19 protein-coding genes and 1 pseudogene are annotated in these 19,067 nt (G+C 69.8%); 13 read left to right on the top strand and 7 right to left on the bottom strand.

Going from position 1 to position 19,067, the window contains the following annotated elements:
- Positions 1–22 precede the first annotated feature (22 nt).
- Entirely contained in the window at positions 23–277 is a 255-nt protein-coding gene (locus VM306_RS37745; protein WP_325523670.1) for a hypothetical protein, read from the bottom strand.
- Positions 278–434: 157 nt separating this feature from the next.
- Here VM306_RS37745 and VM306_RS37740 point away from each other — a divergent pair, with 157 nt between their 5' ends.
- On the top strand, positions 435–2,093 hold the full coding sequence (locus VM306_RS37740) for a PucR family transcriptional regulator (protein ID WP_325523668.1): 1,659 nt from the start codon (positions 435–437) through the stop codon (positions 2,091–2,093).
- On the opposite strand, the pseudogene VM306_RS37735 reads toward VM306_RS37740, so the two are convergent.
- Positions 2,074–2,853: pseudogene (locus tag VM306_RS37735) on the bottom strand (LysR family transcriptional regulator); the annotation flags it as partial. The gene VM306_RS37740 and the pseudogene VM306_RS37735 sit on opposite strands and share 20 nt — an antisense overlap.
- Before the next feature lie 69 nt (positions 2,854–2,922).
- On the opposite strand from VM306_RS37735, the gene VM306_RS37730 reads away from it, so the two are divergent.
- Entirely contained in the window at positions 2,923–3,513 is a 591-nt protein-coding gene (locus tag VM306_RS37730) for a short chain dehydrogenase (RefSeq protein WP_325523667.1), read from the top strand.
- On the opposite strand, the gene VM306_RS37725 is transcribed toward VM306_RS37730, so the two are convergent.
- Positions 3,501–4,082: a TetR/AcrR family transcriptional regulator gene (locus tag VM306_RS37725; RefSeq protein ID WP_325523665.1), complete on the bottom strand. Its 582-nt coding sequence runs from the start codon at positions 4,080–4,082 to the stop codon at positions 3,501–3,503. The genes VM306_RS37730 and VM306_RS37725 overlap by 13 nt on opposite strands.
- 104 nt (positions 4,083–4,186) lie before the next feature.
- Here VM306_RS37725 and VM306_RS37720 point away from each other — a divergent pair, with 104 nt between their 5' ends.
- From VM306_RS37720 to VM306_RS37685, 8 genes are all read left to right on the top strand, one after another.
- Positions 4,187–5,710 carry an MDR family MFS transporter gene (locus VM306_RS37720; protein WP_325523787.1) on the top strand — a complete coding sequence of 508 codons (1,524 nt, stop codon included), beginning with the start codon at positions 4,187–4,189 and terminating at the stop codon, positions 5,708–5,710.
- Between the two features lie 13 nt (positions 5,711–5,723).
- Positions 5,724–6,206, top strand: coding sequence for a universal stress protein (locus tag VM306_RS37715; protein ID WP_325523663.1), 483 nt, complete (start codon positions 5,724–5,726; stop codon positions 6,204–6,206).
- Between the two features lie 153 nt (positions 6,207–6,359).
- Complete coding sequence (locus tag VM306_RS37710; protein WP_325523661.1) at positions 6,360–6,515, top strand: hypothetical protein; 156 nt, start codon at positions 6,360–6,362, stop codon at positions 6,513–6,515.
- Positions 6,516–6,692: 177 nt separating this feature from the next.
- A complete protein-coding gene (locus VM306_RS37705; protein WP_325523659.1) occupies positions 6,693–7,169 on the top strand; it encodes a hypothetical protein in 477 nt (158 codons plus the stop codon).
- 26 nt (positions 7,170–7,195) lie between these two features.
- The gene (locus tag VM306_RS37700) at positions 7,196–9,499 is read left to right on the top strand and encodes a glycosyl hydrolase family 95 catalytic domain-containing protein (protein ID WP_325523657.1); all 2,304 of its coding nucleotides are present in this window, start codon (positions 7,196–7,198) and stop codon (positions 9,497–9,499) included.
- A gap of 38 nt (positions 9,500–9,537) precedes the next feature.
- On the top strand, positions 9,538–9,993 hold the full coding sequence (locus VM306_RS37695; protein WP_325523655.1) for a hypothetical protein: 456 nt from the start codon (positions 9,538–9,540) through the stop codon (positions 9,991–9,993).
- A 306-nt stretch (positions 9,994–10,299) separates the two neighbouring features.
- On the top strand, positions 10,300–10,971 hold the full coding sequence (locus VM306_RS37690) for a hypothetical protein (protein WP_325523653.1): 672 nt from the start codon (positions 10,300–10,302) through the stop codon (positions 10,969–10,971).
- Positions 10,972–10,996: 25 nt separating this feature from the next.
- A complete protein-coding gene (locus tag VM306_RS37685; RefSeq protein WP_325523652.1) occupies positions 10,997–11,491 on the top strand; it encodes a CAP family protein in 495 nt (164 codons plus the stop codon).
- A gap of 69 nt (positions 11,492–11,560) precedes the next feature.
- On the opposite strand, the gene VM306_RS37680 is transcribed toward VM306_RS37685, so the two are convergent.
- Positions 11,561–12,565, bottom strand: a complete 1,005-nt coding sequence (locus VM306_RS37680; RefSeq protein WP_325523650.1) for a LacI family DNA-binding transcriptional regulator — start codon at positions 12,563–12,565, stop codon at positions 11,561–11,563.
- 99 nt (positions 12,566–12,664) lie between these two features.
- Between VM306_RS37680 and VM306_RS37675 the strand changes: the two genes are divergently transcribed.
- Both VM306_RS37675 and VM306_RS37670 read left to right on the top strand, forming a co-directional pair.
- On the top strand, positions 12,665–14,521 hold the full coding sequence (locus VM306_RS37675) for a discoidin domain-containing protein (RefSeq protein WP_325523648.1): 1,857 nt from the start codon (positions 12,665–12,667) through the stop codon (positions 14,519–14,521).
- A gap of 44 nt (positions 14,522–14,565) precedes the next feature.
- Complete coding sequence (locus tag VM306_RS37670; protein ID WP_325523646.1) at positions 14,566–16,374, top strand: ricin-type beta-trefoil lectin domain protein; 1,809 nt, start codon at positions 14,566–14,568, stop codon at positions 16,372–16,374.
- Positions 16,375–16,419: 45 nt separating this feature from the next.
- On the opposite strand, the gene VM306_RS37665 is transcribed toward VM306_RS37670, so the two are convergent.
- Together VM306_RS37665 and VM306_RS37660 are read right to left on the bottom strand one after the other, a co-directional pair.
- Entirely contained in the window at positions 16,420–17,589 is a 1,170-nt protein-coding gene (locus VM306_RS37665; protein WP_325523644.1) for a zinc-dependent alcohol dehydrogenase, read from the bottom strand.
- Positions 17,586–18,002: a hypothetical protein gene (locus tag VM306_RS37660; RefSeq protein ID WP_325523642.1), complete on the bottom strand. Its 417-nt coding sequence runs from the start codon at positions 18,000–18,002 to the stop codon at positions 17,586–17,588. The genes VM306_RS37665 and VM306_RS37660 overlap by 4 nt, the downstream gene beginning before the upstream one ends.
- A 127-nt stretch (positions 18,003–18,129) precedes the next feature.
- On the opposite strand from VM306_RS37660, the gene VM306_RS37655 reads away from it, so the two are divergent.
- On the top strand, positions 18,130–18,372 hold the full coding sequence (locus VM306_RS37655; protein ID WP_325523640.1) for an acyl carrier protein: 243 nt from the start codon (positions 18,130–18,132) through the stop codon (positions 18,370–18,372).
- Between the two features lie 54 nt (positions 18,373–18,426).
- Here the strand turns inward: VM306_RS37655 and VM306_RS37650 are convergent, their stop codons facing one another.
- Positions 18,427–18,915: a DUF2231 domain-containing protein gene (locus VM306_RS37650; protein WP_325523638.1), complete on the bottom strand. Its 489-nt coding sequence runs from the start codon at positions 18,913–18,915 to the stop codon at positions 18,427–18,429.
- Positions 18,916–19,067: the final 152 nt, after the last annotated feature.

Raw genomic sequence — 19,067 nt, 5'->3', positions numbered from 1 at the left:
CCTTAGCTTTCGTGAGCCAGGACTACCGGGCGAGGAACTCGGTCTTGATGGTGGCGAAGAACGACTCGGCGACCGCGTTGTCCCAGCACTGTCCCTTGCGGCCAACAGAGAGCCGCACCCCGGCGTCCGCGGCAGCGCGGGCGTACTGACCAGAGGTGTATTCGGTCGAATGCTCGAACAACTCCAGCGCCGCTGGGAAGTGGACGGCGGGTGGTCCTGGATCGTGGAAGGACCGGACGAAGCCAGGTGACCACCTGGTCATCGCGAATGTGTTCATCACTCGCGCTCCCACACTGCTCCCATTTCGTGCGAACGCTTGGGCACGCGGAACCGCTGAGAGACACCTGACCAGCCTGAACACGCCGGTGCGCCAGTAGGCTCCAATCAGCGAACACTACTTGGATTCCTCTGTAGACGCTTGGCATGGTGGTGTCATGAGCCCGCGAACAGGTCTCGCCCGCGTCGTGGACGACCTCGGCACCACGTTGATCGACCTCGTGCGGGGTGATCCCGGCCGCGCCACCGACATCGGCGGCGTGGTGATCCACGACCCGGACGACGACCAGGCGCTGCCCCCGTCGGCGATCGTCCTGGGCGTGGGTGTGCGCGAGCCGGCGGAGGTCCTGGAGCTGCTGGGCGGCCAGGGCGCCGCCGCGCTCGTCCTGCGCGGTCCGGTCGTGGTGACCGAGGAGGTCGCCGCGGCCGCTGACCGATCGGGGGTGGCGCTGCTCGGCCTGGCGGCCGGCGCGTCGTGGACGCAGCTCGCCGCCATGCTGCGGTCGTTGCTGGCCGAGGGCGAGGTCGGCACGTCCGAGACGCTCGGCGGCGTGCCGGCCGGTGACCTGTTCGCGCTAGCCAACGCCGTCGCGTCGCTGATCGACGCCCCGGTGACGATCGAGGACCGCAGCTCCCGCGTGCTCGCCTTCTCGGTGCGCCAGGACGAGGCCGACCCGTCGCGCGTCGAGACGATCCTGGGCAGGCAGGTCCCCGCGCGGTACTCGCAGCTCATGGAGGCGCGCGGGGTGTTCCAGCACCTCTACCGCAGCGACCAGCCCATCACCATCGAGGGCATGGACGCGGACGACGGGTTCGTCCTGCCCAGGGTCGCGGTGGCCGTCAGGGCGGGCGACGAGTTCCTCGGCTCGATCTGGGCGGCGGTGCGCGCGCCGCTGTCCCCCGACTCCTCGCGCGCGTTCACCGACGCCGCCAAGCTCGTGGCGCTGCACATGATGCGGCAACGGGCGGGCGCCGACGTCGAACGGCGGCTGCGCGCCGACCTGGTCTCCACGGCCGTGGAGGGCGGCACGGGCGCGGCGGAGGCGGTGCGGAGGCTGGGGCTGGCCGACCAGTCGTGCGTCGTGCTGGCCCTCGCGCTGGCCCACTCCCACGGCGACGACCCCGCCTCGCACGCCCGGTTGCTCGCCGAACGCCAGCAGGTCGCCGACGCGTTCGCCATGCACCTGACCGCCGTCCACCCGCGCGCCGCCGCCGCGTTGATCAGCGATGTCGCCTACGCGATCCTGCCGGCGGAGTCGGAGGACAGGGCGTTGCGGATCGCGAACGACTTCCGCAACCGCATCGGCAACTCCGTGCTGGTCGGCGTCGGCGAGCTCGCGGACGGGCTCGCCCTGTCCCGGTCCAGGGCCGGTGCCGACCTGGTGCTGCGGGTGTTGCGCGCCGGTCGTTCGTCGTGGTCGGTGGCGCGGGTGTCCGATGTGCACAGCGAGGGGCTGCTGCTGGAGCTGTCGGACCTGATCGCCGAACGCGGTGACGCGCTGACCGGACCCGTCGCGCGGCTGATCGCCTACGACCGCAAGCACAGCGCCTGCCTCGTCGAGACGTTGAGCGCGTGGCTGGACGCGTTCGGGGACGTGGCGGCCGCGTCCGCCGCCGTTTTCGTGCACCCCAACACGTTCCGGTACCGGCTGCGGCGGTTGTCGGAGGTCGGGGAGATCGACCTCAGCGATCCGAACGCGCGGTTCGCGGCGATGCTGCAACTGCGGTTGTGGCGGCCAGGTGCCGCTGAGCCAGCGCGACGAACTCCGCCGTCGACGGATGCGGCGCCGACGACGGCCAGGCGAGGTGCACGATGATCGGCTCGGCGTCGGCCAGCGGCAGGTAGGTGACGCCGGGGTGCGGGTTGTGGTGGCTGGTGCCGGCGGCCGTGACGCCGACGGTCGCCCCGGTCGCGATCGAGGTCAGCCACTCGACCACGCCGGGCACGTCGACCGTGCGCGGCCGCGACCCGGCCGGCCACAGGTCGGCCGTGGTCGTCGCCGCCGTCTCGCACACGGCGACGCACTCGCCCACCAGGTCGTCGAGCACCAGGGCGTCGCGCGACGCCAGCGGGTGGTCGTCCGCGATCGCCGCGACACGGGGCTCCTCGATCAGCGCGACCTGCTCGATGCCCACGCCGGACGCCTCCGCCCGCAGCACCGCCACGTCCGCCTCACCGCGCCGCAGTGCGGCCTCCGGGTCGTCGGCGCGGCGGATGCGCACCAGCACGTCCGGGTGCTCCGCACGCCACTCCCGCAGGAACGGGATCGTGAACCGGCCGAGCGCCGCCCAGGCGAAGGTGAGCCGCAACGGCTGCGGCCGCACGGCGTCGGCCAGCGCCGAGTCCAGCGAGGTGAGGATGCGGTGGCTGTGCTCCCAGAGCCGCTGACCGGGGCCGGTCAGCTCGACGTGACGGGTCGTGCGTTCGACCAGCCGGACGCCGAGGCGCCGTTCGAGCTGCTCGAGGGTGCGCGAGAGCGCGGGCTGCGTGACGTGCAGCGCCTGGGCCGCCGCGGTGATCGAACGGTGGTCGCCGATCGCGGCGAGCGCTCGCAGGTGGCGCAGCTCGACATTCATGACTGCCGATCATAAGTGCTGCACGAACGGCATTTCTCACGCGACGAGACGGCGCCTAGCGTCGAAGGCATGAGGATTCTGCTCGTAGGAGCCACCGGCACGCTCGGCACCGCGCTGCACCAGGGGCTCACCGAACGCAAGCACGACGTCGTCACCGTCTCCCGCACCGGAGGCGACCTGCAGTACGACGTGACCGACCCGGCCCAGGTGGCCGACCTCTACCAGACCGTCGGCCAGGTCGACGCCGTCGCGGCCGCCGCGGGCAGTGCGCCGTACCGGCCGGTCAGCGAGCTCACGGTGGAGGACTACCAGGCCGCGGTGACCGGCAAGGTGCTGTCGCAGGTCGCGCTCGTCAAGGAAGGGCTCACGCACGTCAAGGAGTCGTTCACGCTGATCACGGGCGTGCTCGCCCGCGAACCGATCGTCACCGGCGCCGCCGCCTCGCTGGCCAACGGCGCGCTGGAGGCGTTCGTGCGTGCGGCCGCCATCGAGATCGCACCGCAGCGCATCAACGCCGTCAGCCCGACGGTGTTCACCGAGTCGTTGGACGTCTACGGCGACTTCTTCCCCGGCATGAAGCCGGTGCCGCTCGCCGACGTGGTGCTGGCCTACGTCCGGTCGATCGAGGGACGGCAGACCGGGCAGATCTACGTGCCCTGAATGGTCACCCGGCTGAGCAGGCGGTCGACGAGGTCGGGCAGGACCTTCGCGCCCCCGCTCTCCAGCCACAGCGCGATCCCGGTCCGCACCGTGACCAGGAAGGTCGACGCCATCAGCCGGGCCAGCTCCTCGTCCGGTTCCCGCAGCACCAGCACGGCGGTCAGGTCGCGTTCGAGCGCGACCTGGTCGCCTGCTTGTCGTGCGATCAGTGACGGATGCCGGCGCAACAGCCTCAGCTGCGCCATCCACTCGATGTCCGGGACGGGCCGGGCGCGGTACAGCTCGGCCGTGGACGCGCGCAGGGCCTGCCACGGCCCCTCGTCCGCGGGCCTCGCCTCCACCAGGGCGATCAGCGCCCTGGTGCGCTCGCGGTCGGCGTCCACGACCGCGTCTTCCTTGCTGGTGAAGTAGTTGGAGAACGTCCGGCGCGAGACGCCCGCCTCGTCGGCGATGTCCTCGACCGTCACCCCGTCGAGCCCGCGCTCCATCGCGAGGCGCAACGCCGCCCCCGCCAGCGACCGCCTGGTCACCGCCTTCTTGTGCTCGCGCCGAGTGGTGAGGGTCTCCATGCGCCCAGGGTAGCCGTGGAGTAAGTTTCCCATTGCGCAAATTTGCACGACGCGCAAGAATTGAAGGGACGAAGGGGCGGGACGTGAAGATCGAGACTCAGGCGATGGGGCACCGGCAGGTGCTGGAGTCGCTGTCGGGGTTGCTGCTCGCGCTGTTCGTGGCCATGGTCAGCTCCACGGTGGTGTCCACCGCGCTGCCCCGCATCATCGGCTCGCTGAACGGCACGCAGACCCAGTACACGTGGGTGGTCACCGCCACCCTGCTCACGGCGACGGCCACGACCCCGATCTGGGGCAAGCTCGCCGACCTGTTCAACAAGAAGACGCTGGTCCAGGTCGCGATCGTGATCTTCGTGGTCGGCTCGCTGATCAGCGGTTTCGCGCAGGACACCGGTCAGCTCATCGCCGCCCGCGCCTTCCAGGGCATCGGCGTCGGCGGTCTGCAGGCACTCGTGCAGGTCGTGATCGCCGCGATCATCCCGCCGCGTGAGCGCGGCCGCTACAACGGCTACCTCGGCGCGGTCATGGCCGTCGCCACCGTCGGCGGGCCGCTGCTCGGCGGTCTCATCGTCGACGTGTCGTGGCTCGGCTGGCGCTGGTGCTTCTGGGTCGCCGTGCCGATCGCCGCGCTCGCGTTCGTGGTGCTGCAGGCGACGCTGAAGCTGGAGACCGTGCGCCGCGAGAACGTGAGGATCGACTACCTCGGCGCGGCGCTGATCGCCGCGGGCGTGAGCGTGCTGCTGGTCTGGGTGTCGTTCGTCGGCAACTCGTTCGACTGGCTGTCGTGGCAGACCGGCGCGATGGTCGGTGCCGGCGTCGTGCTGCTCGCCGCCGCCGTCGCGGTCGAGCGCAGGGTCAAGGACCCCGTGGTGCCGCTGCACATCGTCGTCCAGCGCACCCCCGCGCTGGCGATCATCGCGAGCCTCGCGGTCGGCATGGCCATGTTCGGCGGCGCGGTGTTCCTCGGCCAGTACTTCCAGATCGGCCGCGGCTACTCCCCCACCGAGGCGGGCCTGCTGACGATCCCGATGATGGCGGGCGTGCTGCTGTCGTCGACGATCTCCGGCCGCATGATCAGCCGCTCGGGCAAGATCAAGCCCTACATCGTCGCGGGCACGATCATCCTGGTGCTCGGCTTCCTCGGACTCGGCTTCGTCGACCACGCCACCGCGCTGTGGATCGTCGGCATCGCGATGGCCGTCGTGGGCATCGGCGTCGGCATGACGATGCAGAACCTCGTGCTGGCGGTCCAGAACAGCGTCCCGCTGAGCGAGCTCGGCGCGGCCAGCGCGTCCGTCACGTTCTTCCGGTCGCTGGGCGGCACGATCGGCGTCTCGGTGCTCGGCGCCGTGCTCGCCAACCGAGTCACCGCCGACCTGTCCGCCGCGCTGCACGTGCCCGCGGGCCAGTCGACCGGCAGCACCAGCGCGTTGAACCTCAGCGCACTGCCGCCCCAGGTGCAGACGATCGTGCACACCGTCTACGGCGACGCGACCGCGCACATCTTCCTGATCTCCGCGGCGGTGGGCCTGATCGGCGTGGTCGCGGCGCTGCTGCTCAAGCCGATCACGTTGCGCACGACGATCGATCTCGAGAAGAAGGAAGCAGACTCGGCTGTCGCTCGCTGACCAAGGGAGAACCATGAGCGCCGGTGTGAACGTCTTCGAGTCCAGTGTGGACTCCTTCGGTCCCGCTCCCCGGCCGTCGGCGCGGACCATCCTGGTCGGCGTCGACGGCTCGGACACCGCGATGCGGGCGGCCGCGTCCGCGTTCGGCCTCGCACGCCGCCAGGGTGCCCGGCTGGTCGTCACGTTCGTGGCGTGCCACTCGTTCCTGGCGGCGCTCAGCCCGGCGGTGGCGTCGGTGTTCGAGCACGAGGCCACCGCCCGGCTCCACGCCGAGCTGACCGAGCAGATCCGGTCGTTCGCGGAGGAGCTCGACGTGCCGGTGACGTTCGTGAAGGCGTTCGGAGACCCGTTCACCCTGCTGCGCGAGTCCGCCGACCAGTGCCAGGCCGACATGGTGGTGGTCGGCGCGTCGCAGCAGGCGGGGCACCGGTTCGCGGGGTCGGTGGCGACACGGCTCATCCGCTCCGGGCACTGGCCGGTGCTGGTGGTGCCCTGAGCTGCACAGTGCGTGCCCCACTGACCGAACACCTCGGATGACTACTTTCTAAAAGACCGGACGCTCGTCGTAGGCCATGCAACCGTGGCCACATAGGTCCGATCACTGCTACGGTACTTCCGGGCGCAGGGATCGACGACGAGAGGTACGGGTATGCCGAGAGCCCTGCTGACCGCGGCCGCCATCGCCCTCACCCTGCTGGCCCCCTCCGCAACGCCGGCAGAACACGCGGGCGTCGACCAAGGCGCGCCCACCTACTACGACTCCGGCCTCGCGCGCACCCCGACACCGGTCTCCAGGGCACGGTGAGCATCCGCGACCTGCGCCCGCGCCGACCGCGGCACGGCGACCGGCTCGTACACCGTCACGGTTCCCGCGCACGGCACCGCGTTCCTCAAGCTGCGCGGCGAGACCGCCGTTCCCGGCACCGACCTCGGTGGCGAGACCTCGGCCAGTCCGGCCCTGATCCGCTGGGACGACAGGACCATGGCGGTGTTCGCCCGCGACAGGTCCGGCCGCCTGCACCAGCGTTCGATGGTCGACGGCGAGTGGCGGGGCTGGGTCACCCTCGGCGGCCCTCGGGGCGGCCAGCCCTCCGCGTTCGCGAGCCAGGACGGCCGGATCGACCTCTTCGTCCGCGGCCCCGGCAACGTGGCGTACCACCGGACTTACTCGAACGGCCGGTGGGGAGGCTGGAGTTCGCTCGGCGGCGTGATCAGCGGCAGCCCGACGGCATCGGCCAACGGCGACCGCGTGAACGTCTTCGTGCGCGGCAGCGACTACACGCTGTGGCAGCAGGACCTGGTCGACGGCGCGGGCACGTGGTGGTCCCAGCGCGACCAGTTCGCGAGCAACGCCCTCACCGGAGCGGTCGGCGCGGCCGCGGGCACCGGCGGGACGGCCTGGGTCGCGGTGCGCGGCCCGGACAACGCCGTGCACGTGTCGACCCTGTCCGGTTCCTGACCCGCCACCTTCCTAGGAGCACCACGATGACGACTCGTCGCGCCTTCCTGAAGACGTCCGGGGCGCTGGGGCTGGGCGCCCTCGTCCTGCCCGCCTTCGCCGCCCACGCCGAGCCCGGCCGACCCTCCGGAAATCCCTTGAACACCAGCCCGACCACGCTCTGGTACCCGGCTCCCGCCGACGAGGCGAAGATCATCGAGCAGGGCCTGCCCCTCGGCAACGGCCGCCTCGGCGCGCTCGTCGGAGGAGGCGTCGAGAAGGACTTCCTCTACCTGACCGACGTCACGCTGTGGACCGGCGAGCTCAACGACGCGCTGGACGGCGACGGCCAGCTGCCGTACGACCCGACGCACTTCGGCACGTTCTCGCTGCTGGCCAAGCTCCACGTCGAGGTTCCGGCCCACGCCGGCGCCACCGGTTACCGCCGCGCGCTCGACCTGAGCAACGGCATCGTCACCACCACCTACACCCACGACGGCAGGCAGTACCGCCGCGAGTTCTACTCGAGCCACCCGGACGACGTGGTGATCGCCCGCCTGGTCGGCCCTGACCAGTCCGGCACCCTCTCCCTGGCCGGCGCGCACGGCGAGCCGACCGTCGGCGACGCACCGCACACCGCCGCGCTGTTCACCGGCTCGTTCGCGAACAAGCTGGCCTACAGCGGTGTCGTCACGGCGTTCAGTCCTGATGGGACGGTCGAGGTGAACGGCTCCACGCTGTCGTTCACCGGCTGCTCGGACCTCGTGATCGTGTTCTCCGGCGGCACGAACTACGTCCCGGACGCCTCTACCGGCTACCTGGACCCACTGGTCGAACCGGCCCAGATCGCCTTGCGGAAGGCCACGGTCCGCGCCGGGGGCGACGCCCTGCTGCGCACCCATGTCGCGGACTACCGCGAGAAGTACGACCGCCAGAAGGTCGACCTGGGCCGCTCCACCGACGCCCAGCGCGGAATGGACACGTGGACCCGCCTGCAGGCGAGGGCGTCGAACTCCGCGCCCGACCCGGAACTGGAGGCGAGCTATCTCCAGTTCGGCCGCTACCTCGCGATCACCGGCTCGCGCGACAACCTGCCGCTCAACCTGCAGGGCCTGTGGCTGTCGGACAACAACCCCGACTGGTACAGCGACTACCACACCGACATCAACATCCAGATGAACTACTGGCTGGCGGACCGGGCCGCCCTGCCGGACACCTTCGAGGCACTCGCGAACTACTGCGTGGCGCAGCTCCCGTCGTGGACGAGCACCACGCAGGCGGTGTACCAGGACCCGCGCAACAGGTTCCGCAACACCGGCAACCGCGTGGCGGGCTGGGCCGTCGCCTTCTCCACCAACATCCACGGCGGCAGCGGCTGGTGGTGGCACCCCGGCGGCAACGCGTGGCTGTGCATGTCGCTGTTCGAGCATTACGAGTACACCCTGGACCGCGACTACCTGGCCAGGATCTACCCGTTGCTCAAGGGCGCCTGCGAGTTCTGGGAAGCACGCCTCGTCGAGACCCCGCAGGGCCTCGTGGACGACCACGACTGGTCGCCGGAACACGGACCGCAGGACACGCGCGGCAACACCTACACCCAGGAACTGGTGCACAACCTCTTCGGCGAGTACCGCGTGGCGACCGACGTCCTGCGCCGCGACCAGGCGTACGGCCGCAAGATGTCAGCCTTGCGCGACAAGCTCTACCTGCCGGTCGTCAGCCCGAGGACCGGCATGCTGCAGGAGTGGATGTCGCCCGACGACCTGGGCGAGCCCACGCACCGCCACCTCTCCCCGCTGGTCGGCTTCTTCCCCGGCGACCGCGTCAACCGCGACGACTCCCCCGCCGCGGTCCTCGACGGCGTGGAGCAGCACCTGATCACCCGCGGCATGGAGAGCTTCGGCTGGGGCCTGGCGTGGCGGGCGGCGTGCTGGGCCAGGCTGAAGGACGCGGACCGGGCCTACGAACTGGTGCGGAAGGTCATCCGCCCGTCCATCGACCATTCCAATGGCACGGCGCCGAACTTCTTCGACATGTACAGCTTCGGCGACCGGTCGACCTTCCAGATCGACGCGAACCTCGGCGCCCCCGCCGCGATGCTGGAGATGCTGCTGTACTCCCGGCCGGGCGTGATCGAACTGCTGCCCGCGCTGCCGTCGGCGTGGAAGACCGGGTCGGTCACCGGGATAGGTGCCCGCGGCGGGTTCACCGTCGACCTGGCGTGGCGCGACGGGAAGGTCACGAGCGCCGTCGTGCGCAGCGTCGGCGGCACGGAGACCGAGGTCCGGTTCGGCCGCTGGAAGAAGCGGATCACGCTGAGGAAGGGGCGGTCGATCACGCTTCGCCCATAACGCGACCAGGTTCGGGGCCACCGCCCTACGATCGGCCGGTGGCCCCGAACCCCGCCGAAGTCTCCCTGACGAGCCCCCGTTCGGCGGTGGCGCAGCGCGTGATCGCCGGGCTCTCGGCCGCCGCCGTGGTCGCGGCCATGGTCGTGCTCGCCCTCTCCGGCCAGCCGTGGTGGGCGATCCTGCTGTGGGACCTCGGCCTGCTGGTCGTCGTCTTCATCATGCTGGCGATCTGGTTCACGGCGGGCGAGTCGGCGAAGCAGACCACCGCGTTGCTGGCGGTGGGGAAGCAGGTGCTCGGCGAGGTCGTGGGCAGGACCGAGGACGACGACGGCGAGGACGTCCACTACGAGCTCGCGCTCTGGGTCCCGTTGCCGGACGGCGGTTTCCAGGCGACGCACCGGTGCCGCCGGGCGGAGTGCTCCCGGCGGCAGCCCGGCGACCGGCTCACCGTCCTCGTCGACCCGAAGGTCCGCACCTGGGCCGTGCCGCACTAGACCTGTGCCGGAACAGGCGGTTCACCCCTGTCATGGATATCCCGAATGGCTGACGAGATCATGCCAAGTGAATTCGATGATTGTGCACGGCGGGACCGACGCTACGCCTGATCGAAGCGACGCAGCAATACTCCGATGAGTGGACGCCGTTTACTTCGGCGGTACTCCGTGGTCTGAACGGCTCACACCTCCGGCAGTTTCGCGCGATTCGGAAACGAATGGGTGTTCTCCGGCGACGTCACGAACATGGACGCCTTCTCAGCGGTTCGACAGGTATTCCGGCGAACGCGTGAACGGGGAATACACGTGTCTTCATCGCGGCGTTGCCTGCCGGTTCTGCTCCTGGTCCTGGCATCCATCGGCTTCCCACCACCCGCCCAGGCGGTGGAGGCGCACCACCACGTGTCGTCCATCGCGGAAGCGCGGACCCTGCCGCCGGGCACGGTCGTCACGGTCGGCGGCACGGTGACGACGCCGCCCGGCGCGTTCGAGTCCAGCTTCTTCGACAAGGGTTTCGGACTGGAGGACCGGGGCGCCGGCATCTACGTCAGCATCGCGGTTGATCTGGGCATCTCCGTCCGTACCCAGGTACGGGTGACCGGCACGCTGCGCGACAGCTCCGGGTTGCTCGTCCTCGTTCCCGGTGACCCGGCCGACGTCGTCGTGCGCGGCAAGGGCCCGGCTGTCCGACCGCGGCTGCTCGCCACCGGCGCCGTCGGCGAGCGCACCGAGGGACGACTGGTGCGCGTGGTCGCCACGGTCACCCGAGCGCCGGTGCCGGATCTGCCGTACGGGTTCAAGTTCTTCGTCGACGACGGCTCGGGCGAGCTCACCATCTTCGTCAACACCCAGACCGGCATCGACCTCACCGGGCTCACGACCGGCCACACCGTCAGCGTGACCGGTTTCAGCAGCCAGTTCGACACCCACTACGAAATCGACCCGCGATTCCAAGCCGACATCACCAAGCGCCACTGAAACCCCTCGGAAAAAGGTAGATGACATGAAAGCCGGCTTCTCCGACCAGACCAGCCAAGATTTCCTGACCAGCATGGTGGACAGCATCAACCAACACCGGGCGAAGCACGGAGCTCCGCCCGTGCAGCTCGACCAGACGCTCGTCGACTACGCCAAGTCCCGCGCCGAGCACATCGCGGAGAAGGGAGCCCTCGTCCACGACGGGACCGAGGGGTACGGGGAGAACCTCTACACGTCCAGTTCCTCCCGGCCGGTCCAGGGGCCGGCCACGGCGGCGAGCGACGCCTGGTACTCCGAGATCAAGTTCTACGACTACGAGACCTTCGCCTCCAAGGACCCGAAAGAGGCGATCGGGCACTTCACCCAGCTCGTCTGGAACGGCAGCACGAAGATCGGCGCGGGTCGCGTGTGCGGCACCGCGGACAACACCTGGCACGACACCTACATCGCCGTGAACTTCTCCCCGGCCGGGAACATGACGGGCGCGTACAAGGAGAACGTCCTCCCGCCGACCGGATAACCGCCCCGCCCCGTCCGGCTCGCCCGAGCGGCCCGCCGCCGAAACCGGTGGGCCGCAGGCCGGGCGCTTCTACAGCGCGGCTGTCGAGTCCCGGACGACCAGCGTCGTCGCCAGCTCGATGTGCAACGCCTCCGGCCGGTGCCCGTCCAGCACCCGCATCAGCTGGGTGACGGCGATCCTGCCCATCTCCTGCAACGGTTGCCGCACGGTCGTCAGGCGCGGGGTGGTCGCCTCGGCGAGGTCGATGTCGTCGAAGCCCGCCACCGACAGGTCGTCCGGCACCCGCAGGCCGCGGTCGCGCGCGGCCTGCAACGTGCCGACCGCGACCTTGTCGTTGAAGCAGACGATCGCGGTCGGACGCGGCTCCAGGTCGAGCAGCTCGGCGGCGGCACGCGCGCCGTGCGCGACGGTGGGTTCGACGTGCCGCAGTCGGTCCGGCGTCAGCAGCACCCCCGCCTCGGCCAGGGCCGCGCGGTGGCCGGACAGGCGCGCGTCGCCCGCGAGCCACTCCTCCGGCCCGGCGATCACGGCGATGTCGCGGTGGCCGAGCGCGATGAGGTGGTCCGCGACGGCGCGGGCCCCCGAGGAGTGCGCGGCCGAGACCGAGGCGATGTCGGGCAACGGGAGGACGCGCGGGTCGACCACGACGAACGGGAGACCAGACCGGGACAGCTCGACCAGCTCGTCGCCTTCCTCCGGCGGCAGGATGAGGATCGCGGCGTCGACGTCGGCCTCCCGCGGCAGGGCCTTGAGCGCGTCGCTGTGCTGGCCGGACTCCCCCGCGTCGAGCAGCAGGCGCAGGCCGTGCAGTTTCACCGTCTCGGCGATCGAGGAGACGATCAGGCCGAAGTAGTCCGTGAGCACGTAAGGGCACCGCACGTAGACGGTCCTGAGTCTCGCGGGAGTCTCCTGCCGACGCCGCTCGACGGCCTGGAGCACCAGGTCACGGGTCCGCGGCGCCACGTTGACGTGATCGTTCAGCACGCGGGACACGGTCGCGATCGACACGCCCGTCTCCGCCGCGATGTCACGAAGACTCGCGCGCTGTTTCACGTGTTCGATCTTGCGTTCCACCTGGTCAATGTACCGGAAATCATCCAGACCATTGACCCGTGACGCGACCCGGTGTTTCATCCTGGAAGCTGACGTTTCACAGTGATGAACGGGTGTTACATGCGACGAACCGCGATCGTGGCCCTGGTGCTCGGCCTCACCGCCGTGCCTGCGGCCGAAGCCTCCGGCGCACCACAGGTCCGGGTGTGGGTGACCACGCCGGACCGCGCGGAGCTGATGCACGAACGCCCCCGCGTCACGTTCGGCACGACGCCCTCGGCACAGCCGACGATCGTGGTCGACCCCGACCGCCGCTACCAGGAGGTCGACGGGTTCGGCGCGTCGATCACCGACTCGTCCGCGGAACTGCTCGCGGGCCTGTCCCCCGCCGTCCGCGCGGACACCATGCGCAAGCTGTTCGACCCCGTGCGCGGCATCGGCGTGAGCTTCCTGCGCCAGCCCGTCGGGTCGTCCGACTTCACCGCGGCGGCGGAGCACTACACCTACGACGACGTCCCGGCCGGGCAGACCGACTTCCCGCTGCGGCACTTCAGCGTCCGCCACGACGAGGCGAAGATCCTCCCGTTGCTGCGCGAGGCGAAGCGCCTCAACCCGCGGCTGAAGGTCATGGCCACGCCGTGGAGCCCGCCGGCGTGGATGAAGACGAACGACTCGCTCGTCGGCGGTCAGCTCAAGGACGACCCGGCGATCTACGACGCGTACGCGCGCTACCTGGTGAAGTTCGTCCAGGAGTACGCGAGGGCGGGTGTGCCGGTCGACTTCCTGTCCGTGCAGAACGAGCCGCAGAACCGCAAGCCCGACGCCTACCCCGGCACGGACATGCCCGTCGCGCAGCAGATCCGGGTCGTCGAGGCGCTCGGTCCGAAGCTCATGGCAGCCAGCCCGCGCACCAGGATCCTGGGCTACGACCACAACTGGGCCACGCACCCGAACGACGGCACCGCCGAGGCCGACTACCCGTACCAGGTCCTGAACAGCAAAGCCGCGAAGTGGCTCGCCGGCACCGCCTACCACTGCTACTACGGCGACCCGAGCGCGCAGACCGCGTTGCGCGACGCCTTCCCGGACAAGGGCATCTGGTTCACCGAGTGCTCGGGCTCCAAGGGCGCCACCGACCCGCCTGCCAAGGTCTTCAGCGACACGCTGCGCTGGCACGCCCGCAACGTCGTCCTCGGCACCACCCGCAACTGGGCGCGCAGCGCGGTCAACTGGAACATCGCGCTCGACAGCGCCGGCGGCCCGCACAACGGCGGCTGCGCCACCTGCACCGGGCTGGTCACCGTGCAGCCGGACGGGTCCGTGGTGACCGACGCCGAGTACTACACGATCGGCCACCTGTCGAAGTTCGTGAAGCCGGGCGCGCGGCGCATCGCCAGCACGTCGTTCGGCACCACCGGCTGGAACGGCCAGATCATGGACACCGCGTTCCGCAACCCGGACGGCTCCACGGCGCTGGTGGTGCACAACCAGAACGACGAGCCGCGCGCGTTCGCGGTCAACACCGGCGACCGCACGTTCGAGTACACCCTGCCCGGCGGCGCGCTGGCGACGTTCACCTGGACCTCGCAGCACCGCAGCAAGCTCGACCTCGTGCCGCTGACCGGTGCTACCGCGACCCCGGACGGCGCGGCGGCCATCGACGACGACGCGTCGACGCGCTGGTCCAGCGGCGCCGCGCAGGCTCCCGGCCAGCACCTCCAGGTGGACCTGGGGCGCCGCAGGGACTTCCGGCGCGTGGCGGTCGACTCCGGCGGCAACCTCGGCGACTACGCCCGTGCCTGGGAGCTCTCGGTCAGCGACGACGGCCGGTCGTGGCGCGCTGTCGCACGGGGAACGGGTATCGGTCAGCTGACCAGCATCGACGTCCGCCGCACCAGCGCTCGGTACGTCCGCATCACGTCCACCGGTGCCGCGAGCAGCTGGTGGAGCATCGCCGATTTCCGTCTCTACAACTGAAAACCCAACGGGCGCCCAAACCCCTGCAAGGAGCGCTTATGTCAATGACGACGAAACGGTGGCGCGGCATCGCGATCGCCGCGGCGGTCGTGACGGTGGGAAGCACGCTCGTGTCTCCCGCCGCGACCGCGGCCACGAACGCGAGCGTGTGGCTGACCACGGCCGACCGGTCGAACCTGCTGCGGCAGCAGGGCGACGTGACGTTCGGCTCCGGCGGCAGCGGTTCCACGATCACGGTCAACCCCAACTCGGCCTACCAGTCCATGGTCGGCTTCGGCGCGTCGTTCACGGACGCGGCCGCGTGGAACATCTTCAACTCGCCGCGCCGCAACGAGATCATGAACAACCTGTTCAACAAGAGCACCGGCATCGGCATGAGCTTCCTCCGCCAGCCGATCGGCGCATCCGACTTCTCCCGCAGCTTCTACACCTACGACGACGGCGCGGCCGACCCGTCGCTGTCGCGGTTCTCCACCTCCCACGACAACGCCTACATCCTGCCGTTGCTGCAGCAGGCCAAGCAGCTCAACCCGCAGCTCTCGGTGATGGCGACGCCGTGGAGCGCCCCGGCGTGGATGAAGAACAACAACAACCTCATCCAGGGTTCGCTCAACGACAGCCGGATCGGCGTCTACGCCGACTACCTGGTCAAGTTCGCGCAGGCTTACAAGGCCGCCGGCATCCCGATCGACTACATGAGCGTGCAGAACGAGCCGAACTTCGAACCGCCGGGCTACCCCGGCATGAGGATGTCGGCGCAGCAGCAGGTCAACGTCATCAACACCCTGGTGCCGAAGCTGCGCGCGGTCGGCGAGCAGGCGCGGATCCTCGGCTACGACCACAACTGGGACGACACGAGCTACCCGCAGACCGTCAACAACGGCGCGGGCGGCAACGTGATCGGCTCGGCGTGGCACTGCTACGGCGGCAACCCGAGCGGCCAGTCCGTCGTGAAGAACAACCAGCCCGGCAAGGACATCTTCTTCACCGAGTGCTCCGGCACGAGGTCTGCTGACGACGCGTCGACGTTCCGCGACACGTTGCGCTGGCAGGGCATCAACCTCGCGATCGGCGCGACCCGCAACCACGCGCGGTCAGTGGCGATCTGGAACATGGCCCTGGACAACAACAACGGCCCGGTGATCGGCAGCTGCACCAACTGCACGGGCGTCGTCCGCACCAACGGCAACGACGTCACGTACAACGCGGAGTACTACGTCCTCGGTCACCTGTCGAAGTTCGTGCAGCCCGGCGCTGTCCGCATCGACTCGACCGGCTACGGCGAGGGCGGCATCCAGAACGTCGCCTTCCGCAACCCGGACGGCCGGATCGTGCTCGTCGCCCTGAACTCCGGCGGCCAGCAGGACTTCCGCGTCTCCTACAACGGCCAGACGTTCGGCTACAACCTGCCGGCGGGAGCGATGGCGACGTTCACCTGGCCCGGCACGCTCGATCCCGGTCAGCCGAGCGGCCGCACCGGCGCCATCACGGGCCTGGGCGGCAAGTGCCTCGACGTCACCGACGGCTCGACCGCGAACGGCACCCTGCCGCAGATGTGGACCTGCTTCGGCGGCCCGAACCAGACGTGGACGCTGGCCTCCGACGGCACGGTGCGCGGCCTGGGCAAGTGCCTCGACGTGACCGGCAACGGCACGGCGGACGGGACGGCGGTCCAGCTGTGGGACTGCTTCGGCGGCACGAACCAGCGCTGGACCGCGTCGAACGGCACGGTGGTGAACGTGGGCAGCAACAAGTGTCTGGACGTCATCGGCAACAACACCGCTGACGGCGCGAGACTCCAGATCTGGACCTGCACGGGTGGCGCCAACCAGAGGTGGACGGTCCCCGCGTAGCCGCTGACGGCCGGTGCCAGGAGACCGGCACCGGCCGTCAGCCCGTCACAGCTTGAAGACCGCGCGTACGCAGTCGTCTTCCTTCTTCTTGAACATCTCGTACCCTCGCGCACCTTCGCTCAACGGCATGACGTGCGTGGCGAGGTGGTTCGTGACGAGCTCGCCGGACGCGATGCGGTCCAGCAGCATCGGGATGTAGCGCTGCCCGTGCTGCTGAGCGCCGCGCACGGTCAGACCCTTGTTCATCAGGGCGCCCAACGGGAACTTGTCCACCAGGCCGGTGAACACGCCGAGCACGAAGACCGATCCGCCCTTGCGGCAGTTGTAGATCGCCTCGCGCACCGCGATGGGCCGGTCCATCTCCAGCTTCAGCTTGCTCTTCACCTGGTCGTACGCGTACTGCGGGCCGGTGGAGTGCGCCTCGCAGCCGACCGCCTCGACGCAGACGTCCGGCCCGCGCCCTCCGGTGGCCTCCAGCAGGGTGTCCCCGACGGACGTCTTCGCGTAGTTGATCGTCTCCACGCCGAACGCCCGTTCCGCCTGCCGCAGCCGGTAGTCGAAGCGGTCGATCACCATAACGCGTTCGGCACCGAGGAGCTGAGCGGCCCTGGCGGCCATCTGCCCCACCGCGCCGCTACCCCACACGGCCACCACGTCACCGGGTTTCACGCCACCGAGATCCGCGCCCATCCAGCCCGTCGGCACCGAGTCGGACGCGAAGAGCGCGCTCATGTCGTCGACCGCTTCGGGGATCGGGATGGCGGTGTGGTCGGCGAACGGCACACGCACGTACTCCGCATGGCTGCCGCGGAAACCGCCCATCGCGTGCGAGTAGCCGAAGATGCCGCCGGGATCGGCGCCCCACAGCTTCTGGGTGATGCCCGGATTGGTGTTCGTGTTATCGCACAACGAGTACAGCTCGTTGCGGCAGTACCAGCAGCGGCCGCAGGCGATGAACGAGCACACGACCACGCGGTCGCCGGGCTTGTGCTTCGTGACACCGGGGCCGACTTCGACCACCTCGCCCATGAACTCGTGCCCGATCACGTCACCCGCCTTCATGAACGGGATGTGGCCCGTGAGCAGGTGCAGGTCGGAACCGCACACGGTGCTCAGCCGGACCTTCAGGATCATGTCCTGGTCGTTCAGCAACTGGGGATCAGGCACGTCCTGCACGCGGACGTCGTTGATCCCTTCCCAGCACAACGCCTTCACAGCCGACCACTTCCCCCTGCCCGGTTCGTCACGAGTCCCAGCGCCTTGCCCAGCGGTCCGGGATGCGTCGGCGCAGTGTCCGGCCGCACCACCTCACCGGCCTCCAGCACCGACTTCGCCTTGCGCAACGCGAGCCTGAGGTCGTGGCGCGACACCTGCCCGACGGGCTTCGCCATCAGCTCGGTTCCCTTGTCGCCCGTTGCCGGGCGGATGCGGATCTCCACCTGGTCCCGCCACCGCGCCAGGTCCTCCGGGAGCGATTCCTGGACCTCGTCCGGTGAGCGGTACACGGTGACGGCCAGCCAGCGGTCCGCTTCCCCGTCCCGTGACGCCGGCGCTCGCTTTCGCCACCTGGTCACCGCGACCGCGGTAGCCACCCCGGTGGCGAGGAGCGCTTTCCCTGCTGTGTTCATGTTCTCGGCCTCCCTGGGAGTTCGAGTGCACGGGATAGCCCGTGCTCGCCGGGAAAAACCGGGTGCACAGGTTCGAGGAGGTTCTCGCGGGTATGTCCTCTGTGCCGAACAACCAAGGGAGGCAAGGATGGCAACCGGTGAGACCGGCTTCGACGACGTGACCTACGACCTGATCTCCGTGCAGTACCACGCACTCAAGGCGGGACACGACTACGGCCAGTACGTCCGTGACGCCGACAACGCGGGACGCCAGGACATCGCGGACTTCTTCCGCCAGGTCATGGAGCAGGACTCGGCTCGCGCCCAGCAGTGCCACGAGTTCATCAAGGAGTTGTCCGGGTCGAGCTCGTCAGGGCCTGCGGTCAGCTGATCCCGCGCGTGCGGTCGTGTCGCGCGGATGACCGCGTGACACGACCGGCGACCACTACGACACGGCCGCACCACGAAGAGAGCTGGGCGCGTCGGGGTGCGCGTCCTCCTCCACGCTGATGCCGAGCCGCTCGACGAGCTCACCGCCGAGCCAGCCACCGGCGCCGCTCACCAGCAGGCCCAGCCAGGCCGCCACGAGGGCGGGCCACGCCGGGACCCAGTTCTGCTCGGCCAGCCGCATCGACCAGCTGACCGCGAACAGGACCAGCACCACGGAGTTCAGCAGACCGTGCAGCAACCCGACGCGATGTGCCCGCGTGCCGCGCGGAACGATCAGCCACCAGTCGAGCCAGCCGATGGCGGCCGTGACGACCCCGAGCAGCAACCCGGCGGCGATGAGGTGGCCGGCGGTGAAGGCGAACGTGACCCTGTCCGTGATCAGGTGCAGCACGTCGAAGCCCACCGCTGTCGTCAGGAGCCCCAGCGGGAACACGATGAGGATCGGGTGGACGGCGTGGCCCGCGACGCGGACGCGACTGCGCATGAGGTGCTCCTTTCCCGGAAGCTGCTGTCGCCAGGCGTACCCGGCGGCTCAGCGGATACCCCTGTGTCATGGACACCGATGAACTGCGGCGGTTCGTGCTCGACCGGCTGGACGAGGACGAGAAGCGCTTGGCCCAGGAGAAGCTGCCGTTG

The sequence above is a fragment of the Lentzea sp. genome, from assembly GCF_035525475.1.
Classification (GTDB): domain Bacteria; phylum Actinomycetota; class Actinomycetes; order Mycobacteriales; family Pseudonocardiaceae; genus Lentzea.
Note: the sequence above shows the minus strand (reverse complement) of the source record. Positions and strands in the feature narration are given on the sequence as shown.